General features: G+C 63.4%; 25 protein-coding genes and 1 pseudogene. 10 read left to right on the forward strand and 16 right to left on the reverse strand.

From position 1 onward, the window contains the following. Positions 1 to 1,224, forward strand: a 1,224-nt coding sequence (locus FAS41_RS25280) for an MFS transporter (protein ID WP_171049546.1), incomplete at its 5' end; no start/stop codon positions are given. Between the two features lie 47 nt (positions 1,225 to 1,271). Here FAS41_RS25280 and FAS41_RS25285 read toward each other — a convergent pair. Beyond that, the gene (locus FAS41_RS25285) at positions 1,272 to 2,042 is read right to left on the reverse strand and encodes an SDR family NAD(P)-dependent oxidoreductase (protein ID WP_138526098.1); all 771 of its coding nucleotides are present in this window, start codon (positions 2,040 to 2,042) and stop codon (positions 1,272 to 1,274) included. Positions 2,043 to 2,141: 99 nt separating this feature from the next. Here FAS41_RS25285 and FAS41_RS25290 point away from each other — a divergent pair, with 99 nt between their 5' ends. From FAS41_RS25290 to FAS41_RS25305, 4 genes are read left to right on the forward strand one after another with little or no spacing between them, the layout of a single operon-like run. Next, on the forward strand, positions 2,142 to 2,936 hold the full coding sequence (locus FAS41_RS25290; RefSeq protein ID WP_138526099.1) for an IclR family transcriptional regulator: 795 nt from the start codon (positions 2,142 to 2,144) through the stop codon (positions 2,934 to 2,936). 41 nt (positions 2,937 to 2,977) lie between these two features. Next, positions 2,978 to 3,910: an NmrA/HSCARG family protein gene (locus FAS41_RS25295; RefSeq protein ID WP_138526100.1), complete on the forward strand. Its 933-nt coding sequence runs from the start codon at positions 2,978 to 2,980 to the stop codon at positions 3,908 to 3,910. Positions 3,911 to 3,934: 24 nt separating this feature from the next. Then, positions 3,935 to 4,708 (forward strand): SDR family NAD(P)-dependent oxidoreductase, encoded by a 774-nt coding sequence (locus FAS41_RS25300; RefSeq protein ID WP_138526101.1) that lies wholly within the window; start codon positions 3,935 to 3,937, stop codon positions 4,706 to 4,708. Positions 4,709 to 4,726: 18 nt separating this feature from the next. Next, positions 4,727 to 5,530 carry an enoyl-CoA hydratase/isomerase family protein gene (locus FAS41_RS25305; RefSeq protein ID WP_138526102.1) on the forward strand — a complete coding sequence of 268 codons (804 nt, stop codon included), beginning with the start codon at positions 4,727 to 4,729 and terminating at the stop codon, positions 5,528 to 5,530. A gap of 79 nt (positions 5,531 to 5,609) precedes the next feature. Here FAS41_RS25305 and FAS41_RS25310 read toward each other — a convergent pair whose 3' ends face one another. The 7 genes from FAS41_RS25310 to FAS41_RS25340 all read right to left on the reverse strand — a co-directional run bounded on the left by FAS41_RS25310 (position 5,610) and on the right by FAS41_RS25340 (position 13,423). After that, positions 5,610 to 6,275, reverse strand: a complete 666-nt coding sequence (locus FAS41_RS25310; protein WP_138526103.1) for a TetR/AcrR family transcriptional regulator — start codon at positions 6,273 to 6,275, stop codon at positions 5,610 to 5,612. Between the two features lie 117 nt (positions 6,276 to 6,392). After that, a complete protein-coding gene (locus tag FAS41_RS25315; RefSeq protein WP_138526104.1) occupies positions 6,393 to 7,550 on the reverse strand; it encodes a serine hydrolase domain-containing protein in 1,158 nt (385 codons plus the stop codon). A gap of 16 nt (positions 7,551 to 7,566) precedes the next feature. Continuing rightward, complete coding sequence (locus FAS41_RS25320; RefSeq protein WP_138526105.1) at positions 7,567 to 8,328, reverse strand: enoyl-CoA hydratase/isomerase family protein; 762 nt, start codon at positions 8,326 to 8,328, stop codon at positions 7,567 to 7,569. Next, a complete protein-coding gene (locus FAS41_RS25325) occupies positions 8,325 to 9,929 on the reverse strand; it encodes a GMC family oxidoreductase (RefSeq protein WP_138526106.1) in 1,605 nt (534 codons plus the stop codon). Before FAS41_RS25325 ends, FAS41_RS25320 begins: the two co-directional genes overlap by 4 nt. A 67-nt stretch (positions 9,930 to 9,996) precedes the next feature. Then, positions 9,997 to 11,244: a cytochrome P450 gene (locus FAS41_RS25330; protein WP_138526107.1), complete on the reverse strand. Its 1,248-nt coding sequence runs from the start codon at positions 11,242 to 11,244 to the stop codon at positions 9,997 to 9,999. Between the two features lie 177 nt (positions 11,245 to 11,421). After that, complete coding sequence (locus tag FAS41_RS25335) at positions 11,422 to 12,198, reverse strand: SDR family NAD(P)-dependent oxidoreductase (RefSeq protein WP_138526108.1); 777 nt, start codon at positions 12,196 to 12,198, stop codon at positions 11,422 to 11,424. A 25-nt stretch (positions 12,199 to 12,223) separates the two neighbouring features. Continuing rightward, on the reverse strand, positions 12,224 to 13,423 hold the full coding sequence (locus tag FAS41_RS25340) for a cytochrome P450 (RefSeq protein ID WP_138526109.1): 1,200 nt from the start codon (positions 13,421 to 13,423) through the stop codon (positions 12,224 to 12,226). A 316-nt stretch (positions 13,424 to 13,739) separates the two neighbouring features. Here FAS41_RS25340 and FAS41_RS25345 point away from each other — a divergent pair, with 316 nt between their 5' ends. The 3 genes from FAS41_RS25345 to FAS41_RS25355 all read left to right on the forward strand — a co-directional run bounded on the left by FAS41_RS25345 (position 13,740) and on the right by FAS41_RS25355 (position 16,362). Beyond that, complete coding sequence (locus tag FAS41_RS25345; RefSeq protein ID WP_138526110.1) at positions 13,740 to 14,996, forward strand: NAD(P)/FAD-dependent oxidoreductase; 1,257 nt, start codon at positions 13,740 to 13,742, stop codon at positions 14,994 to 14,996. 27 nt (positions 14,997 to 15,023) lie between these two features. Continuing rightward, on the forward strand, positions 15,024 to 15,344 hold the full coding sequence (locus FAS41_RS25350) for a 2Fe-2S iron-sulfur cluster-binding protein (RefSeq protein ID WP_138526111.1): 321 nt from the start codon (positions 15,024 to 15,026) through the stop codon (positions 15,342 to 15,344). A gap of 61 nt (positions 15,345 to 15,405) precedes the next feature. Beyond that, positions 15,406 to 16,362: an SDR family NAD(P)-dependent oxidoreductase gene (locus FAS41_RS25355; protein WP_138526112.1), complete on the forward strand. Its 957-nt coding sequence runs from the start codon at positions 15,406 to 15,408 to the stop codon at positions 16,360 to 16,362. Positions 16,363 to 16,421: 59 nt separating this feature from the next. Here FAS41_RS25355 and FAS41_RS31380 read toward each other — a convergent pair. Continuing rightward, positions 16,422 to 17,123: pseudogene (locus FAS41_RS31380) on the reverse strand (zinc-binding dehydrogenase); the annotation flags it as partial. 39 nt (positions 17,124 to 17,162) lie between these two features. On the opposite strand from FAS41_RS31380, the gene FAS41_RS30900 reads away from it, so the two are divergent. Further along, a complete protein-coding gene (locus FAS41_RS30900) occupies positions 17,163 to 17,300 on the forward strand; it encodes a type 2 periplasmic-binding domain-containing protein (RefSeq protein ID WP_171049548.1) in 138 nt (45 codons plus the stop codon). 140 nt (positions 17,301 to 17,440) lie between these two features. Here FAS41_RS30900 and FAS41_RS25365 read toward each other — a convergent pair whose 3' ends face one another. From FAS41_RS25365 to FAS41_RS25375, 3 genes are all read right to left on the reverse strand, one after another. After that, positions 17,441 to 18,226, reverse strand: a complete 786-nt coding sequence (locus FAS41_RS25365) for an HpcH/HpaI aldolase/citrate lyase family protein (RefSeq protein WP_138526113.1) — start codon at positions 18,224 to 18,226, stop codon at positions 17,441 to 17,443. A gap of 93 nt (positions 18,227 to 18,319) precedes the next feature. Continuing rightward, the gene (locus tag FAS41_RS25370; protein ID WP_246084938.1) at positions 18,320 to 19,174 is read right to left on the reverse strand and encodes an HTD2 family dehydratase; all 855 of its coding nucleotides are present in this window, start codon (positions 19,172 to 19,174) and stop codon (positions 18,320 to 18,322) included. Between the two features lie 34 nt (positions 19,175 to 19,208). Further along, the gene (locus tag FAS41_RS25375; protein ID WP_171049549.1) at positions 19,209 to 20,081 is read right to left on the reverse strand and encodes an enoyl-CoA hydratase/isomerase family protein; all 873 of its coding nucleotides are present in this window, start codon (positions 20,079 to 20,081) and stop codon (positions 19,209 to 19,211) included. A 263-nt stretch (positions 20,082 to 20,344) separates the two neighbouring features. Between FAS41_RS25375 and FAS41_RS25380 the strand changes: the two genes are divergently transcribed. After that, positions 20,345 to 21,298 carry a LysR substrate-binding domain-containing protein gene (locus tag FAS41_RS25380; protein ID WP_138526116.1) on the forward strand — a complete coding sequence of 318 codons (954 nt, stop codon included), beginning with the start codon at positions 20,345 to 20,347 and terminating at the stop codon, positions 21,296 to 21,298. A gap of 57 nt (positions 21,299 to 21,355) precedes the next feature. Here the strand turns inward: FAS41_RS25380 and FAS41_RS25385 are convergent, their stop codons facing one another. From FAS41_RS25385 to FAS41_RS25400, 4 genes are all read right to left on the reverse strand, one after another. Beyond that, positions 21,356 to 21,781 (reverse strand): carboxymuconolactone decarboxylase family protein, encoded by a 426-nt coding sequence (locus tag FAS41_RS25385; protein ID WP_138526117.1) that lies wholly within the window; start codon positions 21,779 to 21,781, stop codon positions 21,356 to 21,358. Between the two features lie 45 nt (positions 21,782 to 21,826). Further along, positions 21,827 to 22,645: an SDR family NAD(P)-dependent oxidoreductase gene (locus FAS41_RS25390; protein WP_138526118.1), complete on the reverse strand. Its 819-nt coding sequence runs from the start codon at positions 22,643 to 22,645 to the stop codon at positions 21,827 to 21,829. Between the two features lie 10 nt (positions 22,646 to 22,655). Then, positions 22,656 to 23,624, reverse strand: coding sequence for a phytanoyl-CoA dioxygenase family protein (locus tag FAS41_RS25395; protein WP_138526119.1), 969 nt, complete (start codon positions 23,622 to 23,624; stop codon positions 22,656 to 22,658). 165 nt (positions 23,625 to 23,789) lie between these two features. Beyond that, a complete protein-coding gene (locus FAS41_RS25400) occupies positions 23,790 to 25,085 on the reverse strand; it encodes an MFS transporter (protein WP_138526120.1) in 1,296 nt (431 codons plus the stop codon). Between the last annotated feature and the right edge of the window lie 32 nt (positions 25,086 to 25,117).

Below are 25,117 nucleotides of genomic sequence, written 5' to 3' on the forward strand. Positions count from 1 at the left end.
ATATCGCTGCTGGTTGCGCCCATTCGTCGCGACCTAGGTATCTCCGACTTTGAACTCTCTCTACTTCAGGGCTTCGCATTTGGCGTGTTCTATGCGATCTGCGGATTACCTTTGGGCTGGCTGGTAGATCGATTTAGCCGCCGCTGGATCATCTTCGGAGGGGTGTCAATTTGGACTCTTGCGACGGTCCTCTGCGGTGCCGCCCAGAACTATTGGCACCTGTTCCTTGCGCGGATCGGAGTAGGGGCTGGTGAGGCAGCACTGAGCCCCGCAGCATACTCGCTAATGGCCGATAGTTTTCCACCGCACAGGCTAACCACGGCACTGGCAGTTTACTCACTGGGTTCGCTGTTTGGGACCGGCATGGCCTATCTCATGGGTGGGCTAATCGTGCAAATGGTGGCCGCCCATGAGCACGTAGTCTTGCCCCTACTTGGAGAGGTACGCTCCTGGCAGTTGGTCTTCATCGCCATAGGTCTGCCAGGACTATTTTTGGGGCTTCTTGTGTTCACCTTCCGCGAACCGGCTCGCCGACAGCCTGCTGGGCTTGGTGATTCAGCACGCAATGCACTCGGGGAGGTATTTGGCTACATACGAGAGCATGGTCGTTTCTTTCTATGCCACCATGCCGGCTTCACCATCTGCGTAATGGCTGTAACAGGTCTCGCTCTCTGGGCCCCGACCTATTTGAGCCGCAGCTTTGCATGGAGCGCGGGGCAGATTGGCGCATGGCTTGGGATTGTCGGCACTGCGGGTGGAGTTATCGGAGCTTTCCTGTGCGGCCAATTGATTGACCGGCAAGTTGCTAAGGGCGGCCATGACGCACACATGCGCCTATTCAGCGGAACCTGCCTACTGAGTTGCCCAATTGCCGTGGCTGGAGTTCTTTGGAACGACCCCTACATTTTTCTAGGTGCGTTCTTCCTGGTGCAGATCCTGGTTAGCCCAATCATGGGGATTTCTGCCGCAGCCTTGCAGTTAGCTGCTCCTGCCCGCTTACGCGGAAGGCTCTCTTCGATTTATCTCTTCGTCATGATCCTACTGGGCATCGGTGCTGGTCCATCTGTAGTGGCTGCATTCACCGATTTTCTCTTTAGAGATGATGCGAAGCTGGGTTACTCCCTTGCGCTACTGTTCGCCATGGCCTGCCCCATAGCTGCGCTCATTTTGCATCTGGGCAGAGGTTCTATGCGGAATGCTGTTTCCAGGAACATTTCAGCGTAACTTCAGCACCGACTTGCCTGGTCCAGGACAGTCGGTGCTGTCAAAGACTACCGGAAGGAGACAGTATGACCGCCGTCTACAGCGATTGTCTGACCATTGATATAGCCCCCAGAAGGTGAAGCCAACAGAACTGCCAATCCAGCGAGTTCGTCAACTTCACCAAACCGCTGCGAAGGATTTCGTCCCTGGTACCACTTAACCATGGCCTCATCTTCCCACTGCGATCGAGCCATCTCTGTCTTGAACGTCCCCGGCGCAATGCAGTTGGCGGTGATGCCCTTGCTTGCGAATTCGTTGGCCATGTTTCGGACGAATTGCATGTCCGCCGCCTTGGTCAAGCCGTAGGTGCCGGTCATGGCATCACCTAGCAAGCCGACGATCGAAGCCACCACGATGAAGCGGCCATAGCCGCGCTCGATCATCCCCGGAACTGTCATCTGCGCTAGCCAGATACTGCTCTGGACGTTTACCTGCATGAACTTGCCGAAAGTCTCCTCCTGCAGGTCCAGCACTGACCCTACCCACGGGTGGATCGCGGCGTTCGCCATAACGATATCCACCCTGCCCCAGGTCTCCACGGCGCTGCTCACCAGGTTCTGCAACTCCTCCTTACGACCGATGTTGCAGGGTACCGCGATGGCTTCCCCGCCCCGCTCGCGAATCTGCGCCACGGCGGCCTCGCAGGCCTCCGCCTTGCGCCCGGAAATCACCACCCTGGCGCCCTGCTCTGCCATCCCCATGGCGCTGGCCAACCCCAGGCCACGGCTCGAGCCGGTGACGATCGCAACCTTGCCGCGCAAATCGAAGAGTGAAGACATCGTATCGGAACCTCTCGCTGAATTTATTCGCTATGCGAATTTGACATCCGCACTGTGAATTACGAATATACGTGGAAACGAGATTTCGAAGGCAACACCATGACCGCAACGCCGTTGAATGAAGTCGTCAATGAGGTCGAAGAAAAGGATCGCCAGTACGTCACGGCACTGGCGCGTGGCCTGCAGATTCTTCGCTGCTTCAGCCATGACAGGCCGGAACTGACACCTCAGCAGTTGGTCCGCATGACCGGCTTGCCACAACCCACCGTCTGGCGCCTATGCCACACGCTGGTCAAGGAAGGCTTCATCGTCTGCGCCGGGGAAAACAACCGCATGGCGCTTGGCCTTCCGGCATTGGCCCTGGGTTATGCCGCGCAGGCCCGCCATGCGCTGCCGCGTACCGCCCTGCCCTACATGCAGGAACTGACCGACCGCCACCGCCTGGGCCTGTCGCTGGCCGTGCGCGATGGCCTGGAGATGCTCTACATCCAGCGCACCCACGGCGACTTCATCTACATGAACGACCCGGTCGGGGCGCGCCGCCCATTCGCAACAGCGCCCACCGCCTGGGCTTGCTTCGCCGCCTATGACGCCGCCGAGCGCGCCCAGGTGTTGCAGCTGCTCGCTGCCGCCAATCGAGAGGCCCAGAGGGAGATATCGCGGCAACTAGAGCACGCCGCCAGCGAGTACGCCGCCACCGGCTTCATCACCAGCATCGGCGTCATGCACGAGCACATGAATGTCGTCGCGGTACCGATCCGCTCTCCTCACAGCGGCACCGTCTACGGGCTCTCGGCCGCAGGCCTGGCCACCGATTGGCCGCGAGAGCGCCTGCTGGAGATCGGCCAGGAACTGCTTCACCTGGCGCGACAGCTGACGGTAGCCGCCGATTGAATCCGCACCTCACTACACGAGAAAAACAAGGATAAAAAAACGTGAATATCGAACAACCTCTGATTCTCGTTACCGGCGCGACGGGCGCCCAAGGCGGCGCCACCGCTCGCCACCTCCTCGCCGCTGGCTTGCGGGTACGCTTCCTGACCCGAAACCCAGAGTCCTCCGCCGCCCAGGCACTGATCGCGGCGGGCGCCGAAGCGATTCGTGGCGACCTCGAAGCGGCGGATAGCGTGGCAACCGCCGTCGCTGGCTGCCAGGGCGTGTTCTCGGTGCAGTTGCCAGACGCCCAGGGCACCGACGCGGAAAGGCGCCACGCCTTCACCCTGATCGAAGCGGCGAAGGACGCCGAGGTCCGCCACTTCGTGCATACCTCGGTCTGCGAGGCAGGCAAACACGCGGCGTTTCCCCGCTGGGGCAGCGGCTACTGGTGGCAGAAGTACTGGACCGACAAATGGGACATCGAGCAGGCCGTACGCGCCGCCGGCTTCGAGCGCTGGACGGTGCTCAAGCCCGCTTTCATGATGGACAACTTCGCCCTGCCCAAGTCGAAGTACATGTTCCCCCACCTGCGCCAGGGCCGGCTCGTCACCGCCCTGCTGCCGACCACCCGCATGCAACTGATCGCCGCCGACGATGTCGGCCTGCTGGCCTGTTCGGCTTTCCGCGACCCGGAATATTTCAACCGGCAGAACATCGACCTCGCTGCGGAATCGCTGACCATGACGGAAATCGCCGCCACCTTGGCGCGGGTGCTGGGCAAACCCGTGGCGGCCGAAAGCGTATCGCCTGCAGGAGCGCTGGAGAGCGGACTGTTTGCCGGCTGGGTGCGCTCCCAGGAGTGGACCAACGAGGTGGGTTATCGCGCGGATATCGCCGCACTCACGGTCGCACTGGGCAGTCGTGAGATCCAGCTCACGCCATTCACCCGCTGGGTCGAACGCCACGCCAACGCTATTCGCATCGACGCCTGATCGCGCTTCCGAAGGAGCTCCGTCATGAAGCTGAACGATAACGTCAGCGCCGTCGTCGTGGGTGGCGCATCGGGCATGGGCGAAGCGACGGTTCGCACCCTGCGTTCGCGGGGAGTGAAAGTCGCGATACTCGACCTGAACGAAGAGCGCGGCGCCAGTGTCGCAGCGGAAACCGGGGCTAGTTATTTTCGCGCGGACATCACCAACGAAGAGAGCGTACTCGGGGCCTTCGAGCAGGCCCGCGCCCGGAATGGCCAGGAACGCATACTGGTCGCCACGCCAGGCGGCGGAGGCCTGTCCTACACGGCATGGCGGGACGGCGAATCAGGTGCCATCCGCCGCCATGATTTCCAGCGTTTCGGCCGCATCGTCACACTGAACCTGAATGGCACCTTCCTCTGCGCCTCTATCGCCGCGCAGGGGATGATGACACTGCCGATCGGGACGGACGGCGACAAGGGAGTGATACTGATGACCTCGTCCGTCGCCTCTCAGGATGGACCAGCCGCCACCATCGCCTACGTCGCTGCCAAGGCCGGCATCAACGGCATGACACTGTCGATGGCCCGCGACTTGGCACCCGAGGCCATTCGCGTCAACACCCTGCTCCCCGGCAATTTCGAGACCCCTCTGCTGTCTTCCGTGCCCGCCAACTACAAGTCCGGCATGCGCGACTGGAACCTGCATCCCAAGCGCTTCGGGCATCCAGACGAGTACGCGACGCTGGCCCTGCAGATCATCGAGAACGGCTACCTGAACGCGGCGCTCCTGCGCCTCGATGGCGGCGCCCGGGTCTGACCCTAGCGAGAGAACCCTATGACCAACCTCTACGATCTTCCCGACGACATCCTCGTGCAGGCCGAAGGTGGCCTGCGCATCATCACGCTCAATCGTCCCGACGACCTGAACGCCTCGACCACGGAAATGCTGTTCGCCTATCCCAAGCTGTTCCGGGCGCTGGCCGAAGACACCGAGGCACGAGTAGCGATACTGACCGGCGCCGGACGCGCATTCAGTGCCGGCGGCGACATGGGCCACTTCGTCAAGACGCTCGACGACACGGACTTCGCCAGGGCGGTACAAGAGAACGCGCGGCGGACCATCCACGGCTTCATCGACGTGCCGATCCCCATCATCGCCGCGGTGAACGGCGCCGCAGTGGGCTGGGGCGCCACGCTGGCCACGCTGTGCGACATTGTGCTGATGTCGGAGAAGTCCTTCATGGCGGAGCCGCATATCAATATCGGCCTGGTGGTCGGCGACGGCATCTCTGTTTCCTGGCCGCTGTACACCAGCCTGCTGAAGGCCAAGGAACTGATCTTCACCGGCGATCGCATCCTGCCCCAGCAGGCCGTGGAGTTTGGCTTGGCCAATCGCGTCGTGCCGGCCGACAAGCTGATGAACGAGGCCCGCGAACTGGCGGCGAAACTGCTGAAACAGCCGGCCCAGGCACTGCGCGAAACCAAGAAGCTGATGAACCTGTACCTGCACCGCTCCGCGGCGCAGATGCTCGACGCCACCTTGGGTCGGCAGTTGGCCGCGACCTTGAGCGAAGAGCATCACGAAATCGCTTCGGCGTTCATCCAGCAACAGAAACGCAACCAGGCCGAGCGGGATTAGCGGAGGGAAACGGGCCCCGGCGCGGCAATGAAGTCAGCCGCGGCCATCCTCCCGCACCGTCCGGACAGGGCAAAGGAAACTAGGCGGGGATGGGGCAGGCCGCTCGGCTCTGCGCGTACTCCTTTTCGACCGCTTCCAGGTAGGCGGTCAGCGCGCGCGGCGCCTCCTCAGAAAACAAACCCCAGGAATTCTGGTCGTTGCCGGGAACGTCCCAGAGAAGGAAGCCCATGGGCAGCCGATAGAGGCCCTGGGCGTATTTGCTGATTGCCGTCCGGCTTGCCTCTGGCATGCGCAATGACAGCACTCGCTCATATAGCGCCAGTAGGTCGAGGCTGACGACGGAACCGTGCTTGGTATTGAAGCGGGCTTCATTCCACAAGATACGAACGTCGGGATTCTCTTGCACGTATATGATGTTGAGGGAGTGCAGTTCCAGCATCACCGTACGCGGCGGCCACTCGATCCATTTTCGGTCCGGGACGGACGTCAGCTTTTCAAGGATCCGCGCGCCACCCTCGACGTGCCTGATCACCAAGGCATCAATGACGGCCTGCTTGTCCGCGAAGAAGTGGTAGAGCGAACCAATCGAGGTTTTTGCCTCTTCGGCCAGGCCATGCATGGTGAAATTCGAACTCGAGTTACGAACCAGCAACCGAGCGCAGGCATCAAGAATCAACGAAACGCGCATTTCCCCCCGACTTTGCGCCGGTATGCGCTTTCGCATTCGCGAGTTGGGCATGCTCATTATTTGAATTGGACGACAGTGGTTCCCGATAGTCGGGTGCTTATAACACCCAGCGGGGAAGCAACTCAAATTCTCGGCCGGTGTGAGCGGCGCCCGGCGGGCGCCGCTCACACCCCTTTAGAGCCCCAGCGCCTCGCGCACCGCCTGAGCAATCGGCAGCAGCGGGTCTTCCTCCACCGAGGTTGGGTTGAACAGCCGATTATGGCAGATGGCCACGGCGAGGTTGAGATCCGGGTCAGCCCAACCGATGGAGTTGCCCTGCCCCGGATGACAAATGGCCCTGGGGTTTCGCACACAACTCACCGGCGGATGCTCGCCACCAAACCAGAAGCCGCCAATGGTGATGGGGATGGGGAAGCCGAACATAACCGGATCGGGCTCCTCGCTGTTGGCCCTTGGCGTGTTCAGCGTCGCCACCCGCTCGGCGGACAGTAGGCGAACACCGTCGAGTTCCCCGCCATTGGCCAGGAAGGCCCAAAAGCGTGCTTCCGAGCGGGCGTTGAAGATGCCACCGACACCAGCCACCTCGGCCCGACGCACATCCGAGCGCTCAAACACTTCGGGCACCAGGGCGACCTGTTCGGGCATGGAAGCTAGGAACAGCGGCGGCAGGTATTCCGCCGGCACGGGCAGCATGCCGTTGACCTGCTTCGCCACGCGCGGCTCCACCTCATCTGGGATGCCGATCCAAAGGTCGTCGATACCCAGCGGCTGGGCGATCTCCTCGCGGACGAAACGCCCCAACGAACGCTGTTGGGGATCGGCGCGACGCACCAATTCACCGACGATCCAACCGAAGGTCATGGACAGGTAGAGTGTCTTGCTGCCAGGCTCGGCGAGCGGCTCCAGATTGGCGATGGCGTTGGTCATCCAGTTCCAGTCACACATGCGCTCGGGGGTCACGTCGGCCGGCATCTGCGGCACACAGGCGCGATGAGTAAGCACATGGTTCACGGTGGTGCCGCCCTTGCCGTTGGCAGCGTACTCGGGCCAATAGCGGCTCACCGGAGCGTCGTAGTCGATGTGCCCGCGCTCGGCCAGGATATGCAGCGCGGTGGCAGCGACCGCCTTGGTCACCGAGTAGACGTTGAAAAGGGTGTCACCATTCACTGCACGCCCGCTGGTGGGATCGGCGCTGCCGCTCCAGGCGTCGATGACCAGCTTGCCGTCCAGGTACGCGGCAACTTGCACGCCCACCTCGCCACCCGCGCCGGTCGCATAGTCCAGCGCTTTCTGCACGATGGCCTGCGCGCGCGGGTCAAGATTGTTCTGCATGGGAGATTCTCCTGGGTCAGTGACTCATGGCGATGGTCGCGAGGCCTTCGAGGGCTAGGCCATGGCCGAGCTCGTCAAGCAGTCGACGCTTAATAGGCTGAGTGAAGGCTACCCGCGTATAACGAGCGGTAAGCGCCGGTTGCCGGGCTATGTCATGGGCCAGTGCCCAGGCTCGCTCCAGCAGTTGATCCGCCGGCAGTACTTCGGCGACCACACCCAAGGCTTGGGCCTCAATCGCCGAAAGGCGCTGGCCTGTTAACAGGAAGTAGCGCCCGCGGTTTGTCCCCAGCAGCATGGGCCAGACCACCTGCACGCCATCGCCGGGCACCACGCCGTGGATGAAATGCGCCATGTCGGCCAACTCAGCGGTCTCGCTGGCTAGGACGATGTCGGACAGCGCCGGGATTTCCGCATGGATATAGGCCGGACCGTTGATCGCGCCGATCACCGGCACCTCGATGTCGAGGAGGTTCATCAGCAGGTCCTTGCCTTCGCGTAGCAAACGGTGCCAGCCGTGGGCCATGGGCTCCTGAGGAATTTCCTGGAAATTCATCCCGGCGCAGAAAGCGTCACCCTTGCCGGTGATGATCAGTACGCGCACGTCCGGGTCCCGGGCGATTTCTCGGAAGCATTCGCCCAACTGGGTGTGGATGCTGCCGTCCAGCGCGCCCCACTGTAGCGCCCCACCATTCGTGTGAAGGCTCATCTGCAGGATGCCATCTCGCTGGAACAGCTCGATGTTGGCGAAGCGCGTGGCGTAGGTATCGAAGCAACTCATTGGGCATCCTCCAGGATAAGGTCGGCAGCGCGCCAAGCCATGGCCATCATCGGGCCGTTGGTATTGCCAGAAATCAAAGTCGGGATTACCGACAGGTCCATTACTCGCAACCCCGTGACGCCCCTGACACGCAAGCGCGGATCAAGCACCGCCGAGTCGTCCGATCCCATCGCGCAGGTCCCGCTGGCGTGATAGCCGGACTGCCCGCGCCGGCGGAACTCGTCGATGATTTCGTCGTCGGTCTGCACCTGCATGCCGGGATGGGTTTCCTCCATCACGAGGTGGCTCATGGGAGCGCTGTGGATCACTTTGCGCATGAAGCGGAAGGCGCCGATCGACACCTCGCGGTCGTACTCGTCGGCCAAGTAGTTGGTGACGATACGCGCCGGCTGCGCCGGATCGGCCGATTCGATGCTCACGCTGCCGAGACTGCGTGGACGCAGCGGGTAGGTGAACAGCTGCATGCCGGGGTAGTCTTCGAAACGGTAGGTCGGTGAGCTGAAGTCCATTGAGTAAGGCGCCATCATCAGCTGTGCGTCCGGACGCTCCAGCCCCGCGCGGGTGCGGAAAAACCCGCCGACCTGATATGACCCCAGCGACATCACCCCGCCCCGGGTGAGCATGTACTGCAGGGCGTTCTTCACCAGGCGCGGGCCGGCGAATTCGCGGTTCTGGCTGTCTCGCCAATTACGCAGACGCACCTGGAGGAAATACAGCAGGTGCTCGCGCATATTTCGGCCCACATTGGGGCTGTGCGCGACGAGGGGAATACCGAGCCCGGCCAGCATCGCGCTGTCACCGATCCCCGACAGCTGCAATAGACGCGGCGACTCCAGGGCGCCAGCGCTGAGGATGACCTCGCGATGGGCACGATAGGAAACCGCTTCGCCATCGCCTCGGCGCGCCTCTACACCGATCACCCGAGAGCCGTCGAAGAGTAGCCGCTGGACCTGGGTGTCGGTGACCACTTCCAGGTTGCGGCGCTTGCGCGCCGGCTTCAGGAACGCCTGCGCGGAGCTCTGCCGAACGCCACCGGAAATCGTGTAAGTGAGGTATGCGACCCCTTCGTGGTCCAGTTCGTTGATGTCTTCCTTGCGTTTCAGGCCAAGGCTTTCGCAGGCTTCGATCACCGCTTCGCCGATACCGTTGCGCTCGGCATAGGGCGCCACCTTTAACGGGCCGTTTCCGCCCCTCAGTTCACTGGCGCCCAGGGCATGGTTCTCGATGCTGCGGAAGGCCTCGGCCATGTTGTCCCAGCCCCAACCGATGGCGCCATTGGCCTGCCACTCGTCGTAGTCGGCGGGATGGCCGCGCATGTAGACCATGCCGTTGACCGCGCTGGATCCCCCCAGCAGCTTGCCGCGGGCCCAGACCTCCTGGCTGCGGCCGCTCGCCGGATCGACGGCCACCGGCAGGTGCCAGGCATGCGCGGGGTCGGTTAGCAGCTTGCCGAAGCCCTTGGGCATGCGCACCAGCGGGTTGCGATCCTCCGGCCCGGCCTCTATCAACAAGACGTTGTGCTTACCGCTTTCGGAAAGCCGGTTGGCCAGCACGCAGCCCGCCGAACCCGCTCCGACGATGATGTAATCGAATTCCTTCATATGATTTGGCTCGCTTGCCCGTCCGCCACTAGTTCGTCGCAGACGGGAGAACTCAGAGGGGCGGCGGTCAGCCGAATTTCACGTGGATCGAGTGCGGCACCCGCATCATGCTTCCGCGGATTTCCGGAGCCGGCTTGTCCGGATCCAGACGCAGGTTGGGCAACTTGTCGAGAATCGCGCTGAGCGCCCGGGTCATCTCCACGCGGGCCAGGTGTTGGCCGATGCAGACGTGCGGCCCGAAGGCGAAAGCGAAGTGCCGGTGCTGCGGCTTGCGGAAGATGTCGAAGCGTTCCGGGTCAGGGAACTTGCGCTCGTCGCGGTTGGCCGAGCCAGCCACTACGTCAATGAAGGCGCCCTGAGGAATCTCGATGCCACCCAGCGTCGTGGCCTTGCTGGCGTAGCGCGACTGCATGAGCACCGGCCCATCCCAGCGCACGGCCTCCTCGATGGCTTGCGGAATCAGCGAGCGGTCCTGTCGGATCGCTTCCAGCTGCTCCGGATGGCTCAGCAGTGCGGTGAGCAGCACGCTGGTGGCGCGGTAAGTGGTGTCACCGGCGGCGTTGATCAATTGACGGAGGAAGGAGATCAGCACTTCCTCGGGCAGGTACTCACCCTCTACCTCGGCCACGGCCAGGGCGCTGATCAGGTCGTCACCCGGGTTTGCCCGGCGTTCGGCGACCAGGCGTTTGAAGTAGGTGCCAAGTTTGCGCGAAGCCTCGGTGCCGTGCTCGATATCCACGGAGACTACGGTTTGCGCGATGGCTAGCTTGTGGAAGGTGCTGACGTCTTCCGGCGGCAGCGCCAGTTGGCGGTAGATGATGTGGAAGGGATAGTGCAGGGTGAACTCCTGCACCAGGTCGGCCTCGCCGCGCCCTTCGAATTTCGCCATCAGGTCGTGCACCACCGGGTCGACCAACTCGTCGCCCCAGGCCGCCACGGTCTGCGGCAGGAAGGCCTTCTGGAAGATCCGGCGGAAGCGCGGATGCTCCGGCGCGTCCATGGTAGAAATGCTGCGGCCGAAGCTAATGCCCAAGTTGTACGAATAGGCGTGGTTGCTGAAGGTCTGCGGATCGCCGAGCACCTGCGCCACTTCGTCGTAGCCGAATACCGAGTAATGCTGGGCATCCGGCGGGCAGGTGATGTCCGGATACAGCCCCATCATCGCCCGATACTCGCCTGGCAGCACTGAAGCGTTATGTCTCAGCTCGGCGATCCTGGCGTATGGATCCAAGTGATCGCCGAATACCAGGGCATCCTCCATGAACGGATTGAACGACGGATCGTCAAAATCCTCGATAGACTGCACTGCACCCATTGTTTTTATTCTCCGACTTCGGCAAAAGGTTGAGTGCGCCTGTGCCAACTTCTTGCGGCCGATCGCCGCCGGCAACACGCGCATTCAGTTATGCGAACGTCGTTCAATTTAAAACAGGGGCAACGACTTGGCAAGATGCGCTTTGCCAGGCCATCGCTCCCCAGGTGACAAGTGCACTCAGCTGATCAGGAAGCCCCCGTCCACCGCTAGCAACTGGCCAGTGATGTAGCGGGCTGCCGGGCTGGCGAGGAACAGCGCGGCGTTAGCGATATCCTCCACCCCGCCCATGCCGCCCAAAGGCACCCGCCCCGGACTGAGGATCGGTCCCTTGAGTTCGATCGCCGCCGAGGCCGCACGCGCACCCGGTGTAGGAATGCCTCCCGGCAGAACGGCGTTCACCCGAATGCCGTCGCCGCCGAACTCCAGCGCCGTGGTTCGCGTCAAGCTGTTAACTCCCGCCTTGCTGGCGTTGTAGGTAGCATTGTGGTGAACCACGGCCTGCATCGAGGAAACCGAGGAGATGTTGACGATGGCGCCGCCACCGCGCTCCTTCATGCGCAGGATGCATTCCCGCAGGCACAGGAAGGTGCCGCGCAGGTTCACCGCCTGCAGCCGATCCCAGAACTCAGTGTCCACCTCCAGAAACGGCCGCTTGGGAAAGATCGCAGCGTTGTTCACCAGTACATCGAGGCTGCCGTAGGCGGCGAGCGCTGCGTCAAACAGCGCCGCCACCTCGCCTTCATTGGACACGTCGACCTTCACGGCCCTTGCCTGGCCGCCGCCGGCAACTATGGCCTCGGCGACAGCACGAGCCGCGTCCAGATCGATATCGGCGACCACCACCCGGGCACCGACGTCGGCGAAAGTCTCGGCGATGCAGCGTCCGATACCGGCGGCTGCGCCGGTCACCACGGCAGTCTTGTCATCGAGGCGAAAGGCGTTTTGCGTAGTCATTTCCAGCTCCTTGGCAGTGAAAGGTTCAGAGGTCCCAGACGAGCGGCAGGTGGTGCAGGCAGCCGTTGACGCCGCCACTCACGCCCACGCTAGCGCCCGGCTTGATGCGGAAGTCCGGGATGCGCTTGAGCCACTCCACCAGGAACACTTTCATTTCCACCCGCGCAAGGAAGGAGCCCGGGCAACGATGCGGACCATTGCCGAAGGTTGAATAGGTACGCGAGGTACGCTCGAAGTCGACCTCCAGGGGGCGCTCGAAGCAGCGCTCATCCAGGCCATGCAAGGTGGTCGGCAGGATGATCATTTCGCCCTTCTTCATCGTCACGCCCTTGTAGACCAGGTCGTGGTCGACCACCCTCCCCTGGTTGACCACGGGGAAGCGTCGCAGGAACTCGTCGGCCGCGCGCGGCGCGAGCTCTGGATTTTCGATGAGCTTGCGGCGGTGCTCCGGATTGCGTGCCAGGAAATGCGCGACAAAGCCTAACGCCGAGGCCACGGTGTCCAGTCCACCGATCAGCACCAGCGAGCACAGCCCAATCAGTTCCTGGTCGGACAGCGCCGCGCCCTCGCGGACGATGCGGCTGATCAGGTCGTCACCAGGCTTGGCGCGCCGTTCGGCAATCACCTTGCCGACGTACTCGAAGATCTTGCCGATGGTCTCAACCTTCACCTCGTGACCGAACGGGCGGACCATCTTGTCTGCTAGCGACAGCAGGTAGCCACGGTCTTCGCTGGGGAGCTTGACCATGTTCATGAAGATGCCGATCGGCAGGTGCTGGGCGAACTCGCTGACGAACTCGCACTCGCCCCTGGGCTGGATACCATCAAGGAGTTCCAAGGTCAGCTGGCGCGCCTGCTCCTCAAGGGACCCCACCGCCTGCGGCGTGAAGGCCGGCGCGATCAGAGAGCGGTAGGTGGTGTGCTGCGGCGGGTTGAAGTGGATCGGCGGCAGGCGGCCGTGTTCCTCTCGGGGCACAGTGCTCCACTCCGAGGAGAACTGCTCGTAGTCCTTGAAGATGTGGTAGATGTCCTCGCCACGGGTCGCCACCCAGTGCCCGCCGCGCCGCGGAGTCCAGAAGATGTCCGGCACTCCCTGGCGGTGTAGCGCGTGGAAAGCCAGGTGGTAATCGTCCTCCGCTCCCGGTGGGTTGTAGACGTCGAAATCGAAGACCAGTTCCGGCGGTACGTGCGCCGGAACGGGGGCTGCTGCAGTCGGGTCGGTCATTGTTCTTGTCTCTCGCTGGCAGTGGATCAAAGAGGCGTCCGGGGCGCGGCTACCCACCCCGCTGGTGACGGCACCCGTCCAATCTATGCAAGCTGAGTGCATGGATAAACGCGCATGAGTTGAAGGAATCCTTCAAGAAAATTGAATAATCCCCCCACCGACCGGCTTTCCCTTCCCGCGCTTTCCTTCCGGCTTCTTCAGCACCCCTTCGCGCCATCGAGCATTTGACAGTTCGCGCGCACAGCGTTCAGAATTCCTAACGACGTTCCAAAAATACAAAAGCTGCTCGACGCAGCATCGTCCAGTCAGGTGCCGAATGACCGAAACTGCTTCGCTCACTGCCATCATCGTTGGTGCCGGCCACGCCGCCGGCGAACTGGCGACCAGTCTGCGTGACAACGGCTGGGAGGGCCGTATCCTGCTCATCGGTGAGGAGCCGCAGCTCCCCTACCATCGGCCGCCCCTGTCGAAAGCCTACCTCTCTGGCGCCGCCACCTCGGAAAGCTTGCTGATCAAGCCCCGCGCTACCTATGAAAAGGCCAACGTGGAAATCATCAGCGGCGTGCGCGTCGACAGGATCGACCGCGAAACCGCCACGGTTCACCTGGCCGACGGCCGCACCGCACAGTACGACCGCCTCATCCTTGCGACCGGCGGGCGACCGCGCCCGCTGCCGATCCCGCAGATCGAGCAGGCCGAGCGCTCGGGCAATTTCCACTACCTGAGAACGCTGCAGGACGTGGACCGCATCCGCCGCCAGTTCGAGCCGGGCATGCGCCTGGTCATCGTCGGCGGCGGCTACATTGGCCTCGAAGTGGCCGCAGTGGCGATCAAGCGCGGCCTCAAGGTCACCGTTCTGGAAGCATTGCCGCGGGTACTGGCGCGCGTGACCGCGCCGGAGCTTTCGGCGTTCTATGAGTCGCGCCATCGCGCCGCTGGCGTCGAGATCCGCACTGACACTCAGGTCCGCGACGTGCAGCTGGACCCTTCGGGCGACGCGGTCGCCGCCCTGCAGTGCGCCGACGGCAGCAGCGTACCGGCGGACCTGGTGGTGGTCGGCATCGGCCTGCTTCCCAACGTGGAATTGGCGGTCGACGCGGGCCTGGAAGTCGACAACGGTATCCTAGTCGACGAGTTCGGCCAGACCAGCGACTCGAACATCTACGCCGCCGGCGACTGTAGCAACCACCCCAACCCCCTGCTCGGCCGGCGCTTGCGCCTGGAGTCAGTGCCCAACGCCCTGGAGCAGGCGCGCAGCGTGGCAGCCTCGATCTGCGGCAAGCCCAAGGCCTACGCCTCCATCCCGTGGTTCTGGTCGGATCAGTACGAGCTCAAGCTGAAGATGGTCGGCCTGTCCCAGGGTTACGACCAACTGGTTATCCGCGGCACTCCGGAAAGCGACTCCTTCTCGGCCTTCTACCTGAAGGACGGCAGCATCTTGGCCGCCGATACCGTGAACCGCCCTCCGGAATTCATGCTCGCCAAGCGCTTTATCGCGGAGAAGGTCCGCGTGGACCCCGCGCGACTCGCGGATGACAGCCAACCCCTGAAAGACCTGTTGCCCAGCGCCTGATATCCCAACTCGCCAGGAATAGAAAAAATGCCAACGATCATCTTCGTCCAGCAAGACGGTAGCGAACAGCGGGTGCACGCCGACGTCGGCCAGTCCGTCATGCAGGTGGCGGTCAACAACCAGGTGCCGGGCATCCTCGGCGACTGCGGCGGTAGCTGCAGCTGCGCGACCTGCCATGGCTACGTGGAAAAGGACTGGGCCGCGCACATGCCGGCCGCCGAGTCCTACGAGAACGACATGCTGACCTGCGCCATGGATGTCACCGATGCCAGCCGCCTGACCTGCCAGATCATCGTCACGCCCGAATTGGATGGCCTGGTAGTCCGGCTGCCGGCCTTGCAGACCTGAGCCGGCCCAGCCCGGCCGTACCACTCACCGCAACGACAATAAGAATGGAGAGGACCAACAGATGAGTGCAGTCGATTTCAACGGCCGCGTGGCCATCGTGACCGGCGCCGGCGGCGGCCTGGGGCGTACCTATGCCATGGATCTGGCCAAGCGCGGCGCCGCCGTGGTGGTGAATGACCTCGGCGGAAGCTTCGACGGCCAGGGCAGCTCCCACAACATGGCCGACCAGGTGGTCGAGGAGATCCGCGCTGCCGGTGGCAAGGCGGTGGCGAACTACGACTCCGTGGGCACCCGAGCGGGCGGCGAAGGGATAGTGCAGTCCGCGCTGGACGCCTTCGGCCGGGTCGACGTGGTTATCAACAACGCCGGTCACCTGCGCAACGCAGCGTTCGACGAGATCGACGACGAGATCCTCGACTCGCTGATCAACGTTCACCTCAAGGGCGCCATCTACGTGACCCAGCCGGCCTACAAGGTGATGAAGCAGCAGGGCTACGGCCGAGTGGTATTCGCCTCCTCAGCGGCCGGCGCCTTTGGCAATCCGCAGCAGGGGGCCTATGCCGCCGCCAAAGCGGGCCTGCTTGGAGTCATGAATGTGCTATCGCTGGAAGGCAAGCAGCACGGGGTACTGTGCAATGCCCTGCTACCCACCGCCAACAGCCGAATGGCGGCGGCGATGGATCCCAAACAGCTGGAAGCCTTCGGTGCACAATACGCCGCCTTTGGCGAACAGCTCGGCAACGCTTACCTGCCGGACTTCGTCACGCCGCTGGTGGTCTACCTGGCCAGCGAGGCCTGCACCAGCACCCATGGCATTTACTCCGCGTCCGTCGGCCACTACGCGCGAGCATTCATCGCCGTGAACGATGGTTGGACCGGCCCGCGCGAGGCTCCGGCCAGCGCCGACGAACTCGCCAGCCACTTCCAGCAGATCGCGGAAATCGGTGAATTCAGCATCCCCGAATCGCTTTCGGATGAGTTCGCTATCATCCAGCGCAATTTCAGCAAGAGCCGCTAATACCGCAGCACACTGCCTCGATGGCCACGGATAGTCATCGGGGCAGCCCCTTCCGCCGCCTACACCCTAACCACGACATTGCCGACCTGCTCGTTGGACTCGAGCATGCGCTGGACGTCCTGGATGTCGCTCAAGGCGAATGTCTTGGTGATAATCGGCAGTAGCGCTCTCGCCTCTAGCCCCTCGAGAATGAACGCCTTGGCCTGCGGGTAAGACGCGATCTCGGCGTAGTGATAGCCCTTAAGCGTGAGGCTCTTCCCCAGGCGTTGAACAACGGGGAAGGTTTCGGTTCGGGACTGAGTGAGCCGTAGTCCAACAGGATGCCGTCGTGCGCCGTAGTATGGGTGAGTGATTCAAAAGCCGGCCCGCCGACGGGGACGAACACCACCGGCGCACCCTGCCCGCCGTCAGCACCATGACTCGTTCGAAGATATCTTCCTCGCCGCTGACGATGACATGGGCGACCCCGGCATAAAGCAGCGCCTGTTTCTTGGCCGCTCGGGCAGTTGCACCGACCATCTTGGCTATCTGAAAAGCCGTCGTGCCTAAGCTGCTCGAGGCGGCGGTGACCAGCAGCGTATCGCTCTGACGCAACTTCGCCCGATCCACAAGCGCGCCCCATGCCGTGACTACTGCATCCAGGATGCGGCGGCTTCTTCGAACGACAGGTTCGCAGGGATTCCAACCACCAGTCTGGCCGGAGCATTCGCCAACTCGCCATAGGTGCCCCAGCGGGCGATATCCAGCGGCGGAATCAGTGCGCTCCGTTGCTGGCCACCGCCTTCGCCGGACTGGATATCGTGTCGCAACCACTAGAGCTGGTAGGCGGCGCGCTACGTAACGGCACCTTGGTAAACCTGCTTCCTCACTACCCGGCGCCGCAATCGCCCATGCACCTGCTCTACGCCCCCGTCCGTCGCCTGACGCCTGACGCCTGACGCCTAGGCTGGGCAGCTTCATCTACTTTACCGTGAGGCATTCCGAGTCTGGCAAGAAGTGTAAGTGCACCGCCTGGGGGCCGGCTGAACGACCGGGGCGGCCCCTATGCCGACAAAGCGCCCCGGCTCCGGCTAGCCGATCAACTGGTCAGCGCCAACAGATTCTGCGCCTTCAGCAACACCGGCAGGTCGACCATGGCGCCATCCACGGACACAGCAGCACCAGCCGACTGTTCCGTGGCGGCAATCACTCGCCGAGCCCAGTCCAGCTCCTTGGTCGAGGGGCTGAACGCCTGGTTGACCGCTGCCACTTGGCGCGGGTGGATGCAAAGCTTGCCGACAAAACCCAGGGTACGACTACGGCGTGACTCCAGTGCGATAAGAGCCTCGTCGTCAAGGACGACCGATACCCCGTCGATCGGCGCCTGCAGCCCCGCCACCCGGGATGCCAGGACAATCTGCGAACGAGCATGGAGCAACGCTTCGTCGCTGCCGTCGCAGCCGATATCTACCTGGAAGTCAATCGAGCCAAAGGCAAGGCGCTCGACACCAGGAGCCCTGGCGACGTTCAGTACCTGCCAAAGTCCCAGCGCACTCTCGATCAGCGGAATGATCGGAGCAGTGGTCGCCGCAGCCAGCTCGACCATCGGTTCCACAGTTTCCGCCTTCGGCAGCATCACGCCACGCACCGGTAGATCACGCAGCAATGCCAGGTCCTGGGCAAAATCGCTGCTGCCGAAACCGTTGATGCGCAGCACAACGTCGGCACCGCCCTCAATCGCCTTGCGCACGTGTTCCCGGGCTGCGGCCTTGTTCTGCGCTGGCACAGCGTCTTCCAGGTCCAGAATCACTACGTCGGCGCCGGCCGCCAGCGCCTTGGCAAAGCGCTCGGGCCTATCGCCCGGTACGAAAAGATAGGATCGCATCGTTACCTCAAATTCATGAAAGTCAGACACAGAACGAGCAACCAGAGCAGCACCCAGCTCAGGTTGTTTCGCCACGATTCGCGGATAGTCATCTCAGGCAAGCTCCGCCTGGGCGTCCATGCACAGGAAGCCGTCGGCGTCCTCGGCCCACAACTGGATACTGCTGCCGTTGGCTTCGGGTTTCGCGCAGACGCGGAACGCTCGGGTATCGAAAAGCGGCCGGACGGCGCGGAACGAGAAGCCCACGACTCGCGCCTGCGGCAACTCGTCCCGCAACAGATTCATTAGCAGCGTGGCTATCAACGGCCCGTGCACGACCAATCCCGGATAGCCCTCGTCGTGCATCGCGTAGGGGCGGTCGTAGTGGATGCGATGTCCGTTGAACGTCAGCGCGGAATAGCGGAACAGCAGGACCGGGTCAGGCACAACCTCCCTCGACCACTTCGCCCTTTCGGGCGCGGCCTGTGGCGCCGGCAACGGGTCACCCGGGCGAGGCGGGTCGCGGTAGACAATGTCCTGCTCCTCGCGCACCAGCACGTCCCCGGCATGCGAAAGCTCATGGCGAACCTTGACGAACACCAGGTCGCCACTGCGGCCACTCTTATGCGAGACATCGAGGATGGTGGATAGGCGCTCAACCTCGGCGTCGACCGGCAGCGCGTCATAGAAACGTAGGCGGCCCCCCGCCCACATCCGCCGCGGCAGGCTCACCGGCGGCAGGAACCCGCCTCGCTGTGGGTGGCCGTCGCTACTGATTGCCGACTGCCGAGCGATCGGTAGGAAGTACAGCCAGTGCCAGAGTGCCGGCACCGACGCGCCGGCGACGTAGCCGCGCTCTTCACGGTCCAGGGTTGCCGCCAGGGCGTTCAGGGGCGCAAGAGTCAGACGGTCGCGTTGCCGCTCCTGGCGCCCCACCCATTGCTTGAGGTACTGCTCGTCGATACTCACGTACGCCATTCCTTGTCTGGGTTTCCGGTTTCAATCAGCGCGCCGCGGGAGATGCGAGGAAACGCTCGCGGCTTCGGATGATTCGCTCATCGGCCATCAGGGCGTCATACAAGCGTCGGGCAGTGGCCAGCCCATCGTCGAAGCAAGGGCTAAGCACTGCGGCTTCGATGGCCTGGAAGGCGGCCTGCGCCACAACGTTGGGCTGGCGCAGCGCCAGCCACAGTTCGGCGTCGGTCAGAGCACATTCGGGGTCGGCTTCGCGCCAGGGATGATTGCGCACCAAGCGTTGCGCCAGGGCATCGGCCGCAGGCGGATCGGCGAGTATCTGGGTGGCCAGCCTCCTTGCCGCGTCCAGCCCGCAATCGACCGCCACGACCTGGTGGAACAGCGGTCCGCAGGCGTGATCCCGCGCCGTTTGCTGCGTTCCCTCCACCATCAGCCGCAGTGCCGGCAGGATGCCCAGAAGGCGTGGTAGGCGTTGCGTCGCCGATAGCGCGAGCGTGCCCAGGCTCACCTCCGGGAGAGCCAGACGAGTATCGGTTTCCGCTATCCGGTAGTGGCAGGCCAGCAGGGTTTCCAGGCCACCGCCCATGGCGAAGCCGTGGGCCAGGGCGATCACCGGCTTGCCCAGCTTCTCGATGGTCACGTGTATATGGCTCGACAGCCCAGGCTCAGCGGCGGCATCTGGCGTGCCGAACTCGCGGATATCCCCGCCAGCGCTGAAGCCGCGCCCGGCACCAGTCAATATCACAACCGCCACCAACGGATCGGCGCCGGCGCGCTGTAACGCACACAGCAACTCTCGACGCAAGGCCAAGCTAAAGGCGTTAACCGGAGGCGCCACCATGCGTAGCACGGCGACGCGCCCCTGTGCCTCGTGGGTGTATTCGACTTGAGCTTGGGTCATTGCGTATGCCTCAACTTGCAACGCCTCTCCAGGGGGACGAGTAGTGGACCGAGCAACGCGCCGATGCTCAGCGCGAGCGGTGTTCGACCCATGAACGCTATTCATATTTCTGAATGGCGTTCAATTTATTGCAAATCATGGGCGGGTGGCAAGTGGAATTGCAATGCCACGGAGCAATGGCACGATTCCATGCGGAAATGCTAGATAAAATCGAAAGCTGCAGATTAGGATTGCATCAGGATTGATAAATAACGAGAGCACCGATGGATAAGTTGCGCAGCATGGAAGTCTTCATGACCGTAGTCGATCGCGGCAGCCTCAGCGCCGCGGCGGCGGCACTGAGCCTCTCCCCGTCGATGGTCTCCACGCACCTGAGCAATCTCGAAACGGACCTGGGGGTGCGCCTGCTCAATCGCACCACGCGGCGCCTGAGCCTCACCGACGAGGGTGCCGTCTACTACTCGCATTGCCAGCATGTGCACGAGGAGATCGCCAGCGTCGAGTCCATGCTCGCCGGCAATCACATGCAGCCGCGTGGGCGCCTGCGCGTGGACATCCCGAGCACCATCGCGCAGTGCTTGATCGTCCCGCTGCTGCGGGAGTTCCGCCGCCGCTACCCGGACATCCAGCTCGACTTTTCCGACTCGGAGCAAATCTCGAACACGGTGGAGAGTCAGCACGACGTGATGATCCGCCTCGGCCCGCTGGGCGACTCGGGCATGATTGCCCGCCAGTTGGGGCACACCCCCCTGCTCACCGTGGCGTCCCCCGGATACCTGGAATCACGGGGGACGCCGCAGTCTCCCGAGGAGCTGCGCCAGCACGATTGCATCAGCTATATGGTCGAGCGCACCGGGAGAATGCTGCCCTGGACCTTCGAGCGCCATGGTCAGCGCAAAATCCTGCAATTGCAGAGCAGCTTGTCGATCACCCAAGGCAACACGCGGGTCGAAGCCGCGCTGAATGGTCTGGGAATCATCCAGGGCATGGGCTTTCATCTGCACGGGCATCTGAGTACCGGCGCGCTGCGCCAGGTGTTGCCGGACTGGAGCGTCCTCGCGCCGGCCATCGAGGTGCTCTATCCGCGCGGACGCCGGGAATCGCGCAAAGTGCACACCTTCGTGGACTTCCTGCTAGAGCACTACCCGGCAGGACGGGAAATCCGCGTGCCGGCGCCCTCCCGTGGAGAGAGCGCCAAGAGCGGAGTGCTCGACTGAGCCATTGCATCTCGCTCCAGGAGCGGCCCCGCATCGGGGCCGGGCTGCTCGGCCCCGTCAGAGCAGACCGCTCTCGCTCGCCGTGCGAGTACCGCCGTCCAGGCCGCGTTCACGCAGCACTTCGATGGCCACGCCGAGGGCGCTGGAAACGGCCGGGAAGCCGACGTAGGGCAGTGTCTGGATGATGATTTCCTCGATCTCCTGGACACTTAGACCATTGTTCAGGCCGAAGCGCAGATGGTTGCGCAACTCGTCCGGCTGCCGCGAGGCTATCAGCGCGCCGATCACCACCGCGCTGCGATGCTTGAGTTCCAGCCCCGGGCGCGACCAGACCGCGCCGAAGGCGAACTCCACCGCCATGCGTCCGACGTCGGCGGCGAAGCGCCCCGAGTTGGCATTGGCTTCCATGGTCTTGGCGAACTCTGGGCCCATCATCCGCACCATGTGGGCGTAGCCCTCTTCCCAATAGTTCTTTTCGCTCATCGTTGAATGCTCCGTGTAACAGTGTGGTCGGTGAGTCCAGGCGGCTCAGCCCTGCACTAGGTCGAATGCGGTCAGCGGCGCGACCTCTGTGACGCCGCCGTCCACCGCGAGGCAGCTGGCGGTGATGAAGCGGGCCTCATCGCTGGCCAGGAACAGCGCGGCGGAGGCCACGTCCCAGGCGTCACCTTCGATCGGCAACGGCGCGATGCGCCGGCGCCGGGTGCGTAGTTCTTCGCTCAGCAGGCCATCCACCAGCGGCGTGAAGATGTGCCCAGGCGCCACCGTGTTGGCACGCAATCCCTTGCCGCCGTAGTGGGTCGCAAGGTCGCGAGTGAACTGCACCATGGCTGCCTTCGAAGGCCCATAGGGACCACTGCCCATGCCTTGCAGGCCGGCGGTCGATGAGATGTTGACCACTGCCGAGCGGGGGTTGGCCGTCAGGTGCGGAAGCGCATGGCGACACATGCGGAACACGCTGCCAAGGTTGATATCGAGTATGCGGTTCCACTGCTCGGGCGGATATTCCTCGTAGGGCAGTGCGCGGCTGGCGACGCCCACGTTGTTGACCAGGATGTGCAGGGCGCCGTAGCGCCGGACACTGTCCTCGACGAAGCGTGCGCAGTCCTCGTCGCGCGTCACGTCGCCGGCTGCGACGAACGCTTCGCCGCCGTCAGCCAGAATCATCCGCAGGGTCTCCTCCGCGCGTTCGGGGTGCTGGTCAACCAGGCAGACGCGGGCGCCTTCGCGGGCAAACTGGTAGGCGATCGCCTTGCCGGTTCCGACGCCCTCTCCCTGAGACCCAGCCCCGGTAACGATGGCGACCTTGCCAGCCAAGCGCTGGTAGTAAACGGTGGGTTTTGGCATGGCGGCGACCTCAGTGCGGCGGACGGATCAGGGTGGCGCGGCCGCCCTCGAAGGCGACAATGGCCGGGTCGCCGGCCTGCATGCGCATGGGGATTTCGGCCTGCGGTACCTTGCGCCCGTCTATGCCCCGGCAGTAGGTGTCCGTGTCCACCCGGAAGGTACCGCTACGGCCGTCCTCGCCGAGCACGCTGACGGACGTCGAGGTCAGATCGGTTAGGTGACCGATAATCGGGGTATGCCCCGAGGCGGGCATGACGCGAATATCCATGGACAGGCGGAAGCGCCCGGAGTAGTTAGCTAGGCCGCTGTGCGGCGTGTTGATATGCATCATCAGCAGGTCGCCAGGCTGGTAAGTGGCGCGCCGCCAGGCATCGTCCGGGACCGACCCTGCGGGGATCGGGAACAACGGCGGCTGGTTCACGTCATGCAGGTAGGGTCCCTTGTGTAGGCCCTCCGCAAGCGCCAGGCCGCCCACCTGCTCATCGATGGTGGACAGCGGAATCCAGCAGATCTGGAAGGGAATGCCCTTGTTGTAGAAGCCGTCCTGGTGCAGGTAGTCGAAGCGGCTGCGCTCGCGGGTCTGTGCCGGTGGCGTCGCGCGGTACTCGACCGTGGGAATCCAGAACGGGTCGTCGCCCAATACGCGCTGGAAAAAGGCATGGATGGGAGCTTCGCCAACGAATTCGCGCCAGGGTTCGCGCGCGACCAAAGGCTCCATGCGGAACGGAAAGCCCGTCAGGTCCTCGCCGGTGTAGTCGGCCTCAGGGTCGTCCGCCCGGGCCACCCTGTGCTCGTCGAGAACCGACATGTAGACCTTGCGCAGCCGGGCGACCGCGCCCTGGTCCAGTACGTCACGGAAGAACCAGTAGCCGTCTCGTTCCCAGGCGGCCGCCAGGGCCTCCCGGTCATCAAGCAGATGATTGGAGACATTCAGTTCGCGCATGCTCGGCAGCGCGTCTATCGGCATCGGATGGGTCATGCTCTTTCCTATTGTTCTTGTGGTAAATACGACAGGCCTTTGGCAAAGGCATGAACCGATGGTAGCGAGCGAGCCCTTCTGGAAAATCCGCGCCGGGCTCAAAACACCTTTCAGTTGTACCGATGAATCGATTCCGGCTTTTATTCTCGCCGATGAGTTCACTGCCTAGCCGCCCACCCTAGCGTCACTCAGGTCGTTGCCGTTTCCATCATCCAGGCCTGGCGCGGCAGCGAAGTCCGGGTAGCGCCCCAAGGCCAGGTAGCTAAGGGAGGAACACAGGAAGCAGCCGGACGCGACCAGCAGCGCTAAGTCGTAGTTGCCGAAACGGTCGTAGGCCTGACCGATCAGCGAGCCGGCGAGGGCCACCAGGGCCGCGATGAACAGAACGCTGAGCCCGTAGATCGCGGCGTAGGAGCGCAGGCCGAAGTAACGGGCGACCATGAATGCCAGCAGGTCGATCTCCGCGCCCTGCCCCAGCCCCAGCAGCACCAGCGCGAGCACCGCCATCCCGGTCGACAGGTGCGGCTGCAGCAGTATCAGGCAGCCCAGCGCTGGGCCCAAGGTGAACACGCAGGCCACCAGGGGTGCCCAGAATCGATCGACGAGCAGGCCGGTCAGCAAGGCGCCGGCCAGGGCCGACAAGCCAACCAGGCCAATGGCCGCCGCAGCCTCGCCGGCCGCCAACCCCTTGCCGGTAAGCAGCGGCTGGAACTGGCTGAGAAGTGCGACTATGGGCGCGTAGCTCAAAGACGCGGCAAGGCAGATCAAAAGCACCCGCCGGTTACCCAACAAGGCGAACCAAGAAGGCCGCGTTGCGGAACCGGAATGCCCAGCGCCCGCCAGAGGTGCCACGCTAGCGCCGCGAATCCAGAGCCAACTGCTCGGCAGCGCCAGTATCAGGATCAGCGCTCCGAGCGTGACGAAGCCCATTCGCCAGCCGTACCAACTGATGACGCCGAAGATCAACGAGGGCAGCAGCGCGCCCGACAGGGCCAACCCCGATCGCGTCATCGCTAGTGCCAGCCCGCGGGACGACACGAAGGCTCCGTTGACCACTCGCGTATAGCTCAACCCACTGGTGGTCACGCCGACAATGCTGAGGAAGGTGTACAGCACGTAATACAGCGGCAACGAGCCTTGAAGCAAGGCCAGGAGGAAATACGCAAGACTGGTGAGCAGCAAGCCGCCGAGCAGTACCGGGCGCACCCCAAGCCGGTCGATCAGGCGTCCCAACACGGGCGACAGCAGCGCCGCCGCCAGATTGGCATTCTGCGCCAGCGCGATCTCGCCACGGCTCCAGCCGAAGGAGTCTTGCAGGGGCGCGATGAATAGGCTGGAGAGCGACGGCCACACAGAGAAGGACACGGCCGTGCCTACCAGCGCGGCCGTACCCAAGCGCCATTGCTCGCGCCATTCCTTCAGCGCCCCGCCAGTAGGCGAGGGGCGAGTATCGATGGTCATGGTGCGATCCTTCCTATCGTGGGGAGCTCGGC

Source organism: Pseudomonas nicosulfuronedens, assembly GCF_005877905.1.
Lineage (GTDB): Bacteria > Pseudomonadota > Gammaproteobacteria > Pseudomonadales > Pseudomonadaceae > Pseudomonas > Pseudomonas nicosulfuronedens.